This window comes from Mesorhizobium sp. B263B2A, assembly GCF_020165775.1.
Taxonomy (GTDB): Bacteria; Pseudomonadota; Alphaproteobacteria; order Rhizobiales; family Rhizobiaceae; genus Mesorhizobium; species Mesorhizobium opportunistum.
On sequence record NZ_JAIUIU010000059.1, the window covers coordinates 1 to 2803 of the forward strand.

At 63.0% G+C, this 2803-nt stretch carries 5 protein-coding genes; 3 read left to right on the plus strand and 2 right to left on the minus strand.

Features of this window, described 5'->3' with window-relative positions; all coding sequences use genetic code 11:
• Window positions 1-203: 203 nt before the first annotated feature.
• Window positions 204-953, plus strand: coding sequence for a YebC/PmpR family DNA-binding transcriptional regulator (locus tag LB568_RS33330; protein WP_224732393.1), 750 nt, complete (start codon window positions 204-206; stop codon window positions 951-953).
• Complete coding sequence (locus LB568_RS33335; RefSeq protein ID WP_224732394.1) at window positions 950-1267, plus strand: SelT/SelW/SelH family protein; 318 nt, start codon at window positions 950-952, stop codon at window positions 1265-1267. Before LB568_RS33330 ends, LB568_RS33335 begins: the two co-directional genes overlap by 4 nt.
• Before the next feature lie 18 nt (window positions 1268-1285).
• Here the strand turns inward: LB568_RS33335 and LB568_RS33635 are convergent, their stop codons facing one another.
• A complete protein-coding gene (locus LB568_RS33635; RefSeq protein WP_263497378.1) occupies window positions 1286-1414 on the minus strand; it encodes a hypothetical protein in 129 nt (42 codons plus the stop codon).
• A 77-nt stretch (window positions 1415-1491) separates the two neighbouring features.
• Window positions 1492-1971 (minus strand): DUF1772 domain-containing protein, encoded by a 480-nt coding sequence (locus LB568_RS33340; RefSeq protein WP_224732395.1) that lies wholly within the window; start codon window positions 1969-1971, stop codon window positions 1492-1494.
• Window positions 1972-2082: 111 nt separating this feature from the next.
• On the opposite strand from LB568_RS33340, the gene LB568_RS33345 reads away from it, so the two are divergent.
• Window positions 2083-2724 (plus strand): TetR/AcrR family transcriptional regulator, encoded by a 642-nt coding sequence (locus LB568_RS33345; RefSeq protein WP_224732396.1) that lies wholly within the window; start codon window positions 2083-2085, stop codon window positions 2722-2724.
• Window positions 2725-2803: the final 79 nt, after the last annotated feature.

Genomic DNA, 2803 nt, shown 5'->3' on the forward strand with positions numbered 1-2803 from the left:
CACCGGATAGTAGATCTCGCCGGCACGATCCCACATGAACGACACCGAGCCGATTTATCTATAAGCCGGCCATTCCGACAGAGAACGCCGTGCTTCCGCGAGTTGCACCCGGGACGCTCTGAAATTTTGAATTCGAGCATTTTGCAAAAGCGAGGTGAGCCACCTCGTCGCAGTGTGCTCTAGCCGAACACGACAGGGGTGCCATGGCTGGCCATTCACAGTTCAAGAACATCATGCACCGCAAGGGCCGCCAGGACGCGGTGCGGTCGAAAATGTTTTCCAAGCTGGCGCGCGAAATCACCGTTGCCGCCAAGAGCGGAACGCCCGATCCTTCGATGAACCCGCGCCTGCGCCTGGCGATCCAGAACGCCAAGGCGGTGTCGATGCCGAAGGACAACATCCAGCGCGCCATCAACAAGGCTTCGATGGGCGATGCCGAAAACTATGAAGCCGTGCGCTATGAGGGCTATGGCCCCGGTGGCGTCGCCGTCATCGTCGAGGCCCTGACCGACAACCGCAACCGCTCGGCCTCGAACGTGCGCGCCGCCTTCACAAAGGCCGGCGGGGCGATGGGTGAAACCGGCTCGGTGTCGTTCATGTGGGATCGTGCCGGCGAGATCTACTATCCGGTGTCGGCCGGCAGTGCCGACAAGGTCATGGACGCGGCAATCGAAGCCGGCGCCGACGATGTGGAGTCGGACGAGGAAGGCCATACGATCTATTGTGCCTTCGAGAGCCTCGGCGAGGTGTCGAAGGCACTGGAAGCCTCGCTCGGCGAAGCGGAATCGGTCAAGCTGATCTGGAAGCCGCAGAACACCGTTCCGGTCGACGAGGAGCGCGCACAGTCGCTGATGAAGCTGGTCGCCACGCTCGAGGATGACGACGACGTGCAGAGCGTCTACGCCAACTTCGAAGTCGATGAGGCGACGCTGGCCAAGCTCAGCGCGGCATGAGCGCAGCTCAACCTAGTGTGGACGAAAAGCGGCTACCCGGCATCCGCATCACCTATTGCACGCAGTGCCAGTGGCTGCTGCGTGCCGGCTGGATGGCGCAGGAGCTGCTCTCCACCTTCGGCACGGATCTCGGCGAAGTGACGCTGGTGCCTGGCACCGGCGGCATCTTCACCATCTCCTGCAACGAGGTGCTGGTCTGGGACAGCAAGCGCGACGGCGGCTTTCCGGATGCGGCCAAGCTGAAGCAGCTGGTGCGCGACGTCGTCGACCCGGATCGCGACCTCGGTCATGCCGATCGGAAGACAAAAGCGTAGGGGTCGCCGACGCTGTCGTCACTTTCCTCGCCATGCACCGAAGGCGGCGCCAATCGCGATGCCCATGGCAATGCCTACCGGAAGGTCGTCCAGGGCGGTGCCGATCGCGGCGCCGACACCAACTCCGATTGCCATGCCGAAGGCCATATTCGAATATTGGTCCTTCAAAATGCGTCTCCCGACGATCGTCCTGAACTTTTCAGGCGCGGAAGTAACTCCTGCCGTCAACGCGCGGCGAACCAGAAGGATGCCATTGCGGCTATTGCCGTGACGGCGCGGACATGGTTCCACATCACCCATTCATCAAGGTAGCGGGACCACAGCGTCGCGCCTTCGCTGCTGGCCGGGTTGACGGCCGCCAATGCATCGTTGAGCGGCACGTTGAAGACCATGGTCACGATCGGGTTGCCGACGAGATAGATCAGCGCGCCAGCGAGAAGCCAGAACGAGCCCGGCTGGCTCCAGCCGATGATGGCGCCGGCGATAAGCACGAGGCAGATCAGTCCGGTGCCGAAAAGTGCGGTCATGAAAGCCGGGGTGATGACGGTGACGTTGATCGAGTTCATCGCGGCGATGCCGCCCGCCGACGGCAAACGGGCGAGCGCCGGCATGACGAAGTTGGAAAAGGCGAAGAAGACGCCGCCGACGACGCCCGAGCCGATTGCGGCGAAGAAGATCAACGTGGAGAGAGATTTCGCGATCATGTCAGTTGCTCCAGAAAATATGAGTAATCCTCACATTTGCAAAACGTGATAAACCCTCGTATTTTTCGAGTCAAGCCATTGCCTGGCCATTTTGTTGAAATCGGAGCCATCATGGAGGATACCGCAGCGCCTGTTTCGCCGCAGGCACAGCTTGCGTCGCCACGGCGCGCGCCAAGCCAGCAGCGCAGCCGCGAGCGGGTCGAGCGCATGCTGGCCGCCGCCTCGGCGCTGATCGCCGAACAAGGCAGCGATGCTGTGCGCATGGGCGAGGTGGCGGAACGGGCAGGCGTGTCGATCGGCTCGCTCTACCAGTTCTTTCCCGACAAGCGGGCGATCATCTGGGCGCTGGCCGAGCGCTACACCGCCGAGAGCCAGGCCTGCATTTCAGCGGCGCTCAAGGATGTCAGTGATGCAGAAGGCCTAAGGCGGGCTTTCTCGGAATTGGTCGACATCTACTACCGGCTGTTCCTGGCCGAGCCGGTGATGCGCGACATCTGGTCGGGCACGCAGGCCGACAAGGCGCTGCGCCAGTTGGAACTCGCCGACAGCCGCGCCAACGCTGAATTCCTTGTGGCGGTGCTGAAGCGATTGCGTCCCGGCGCCGATCCAGAGACGCTGGAGACCACGGCGTTTCTTGTCTGGCAGATGGGCGAAGCCGCGATGCGGCTGGCGATCTCGGTCGAGCGGCAGGAGGGCGACAGACTGGTGGATGCCTACAAGCGCATGGCGCTGAGGGAATTGCTCGCCGAGTAAGATGCTCTCACCCGCCCCCTCGTGGGGAGGGTCGCTGCGAAGCAGCGGGGTGGGGGCGGCGCCGGGGCCCCCCCCCCCC

Bases quoted from the DNA above. Each gene is read 5' to 3' on its own strand.
- LB568_RS33345 (WP_224732396.1), top strand. From the start codon at position 2,083: ATGGAGGATACCGCAGCGCCTGTTTCGCCGCAGGCACAGCTTGCGTCG.
- LB568_RS33330 (WP_224732393.1), top strand. From the start codon at position 204: ATGGCTGGCCATTCACAGTTCAAGAACATCATGCACCGCAAGGGCCGC.
- LB568_RS33335 (WP_224732394.1), top strand. From the start codon at position 950: ATGAGCGCAGCTCAACCTAGTGTGGACGAAAAGCGGCTACCCGGCATC.
- LB568_RS33340 (WP_224732395.1), bottom strand. From the start codon at position 1,971: ATGATCGCGAAATCTCTCTCCACGTTGATCTTCTTCGCCGCAATCGGC.
- LB568_RS33635 (WP_263497378.1), bottom strand. From the start codon at position 1,414: ATGGCCTTCGGCATGGCAATCGGAGTTGGTGTCGGCGCCGCGATCGGC.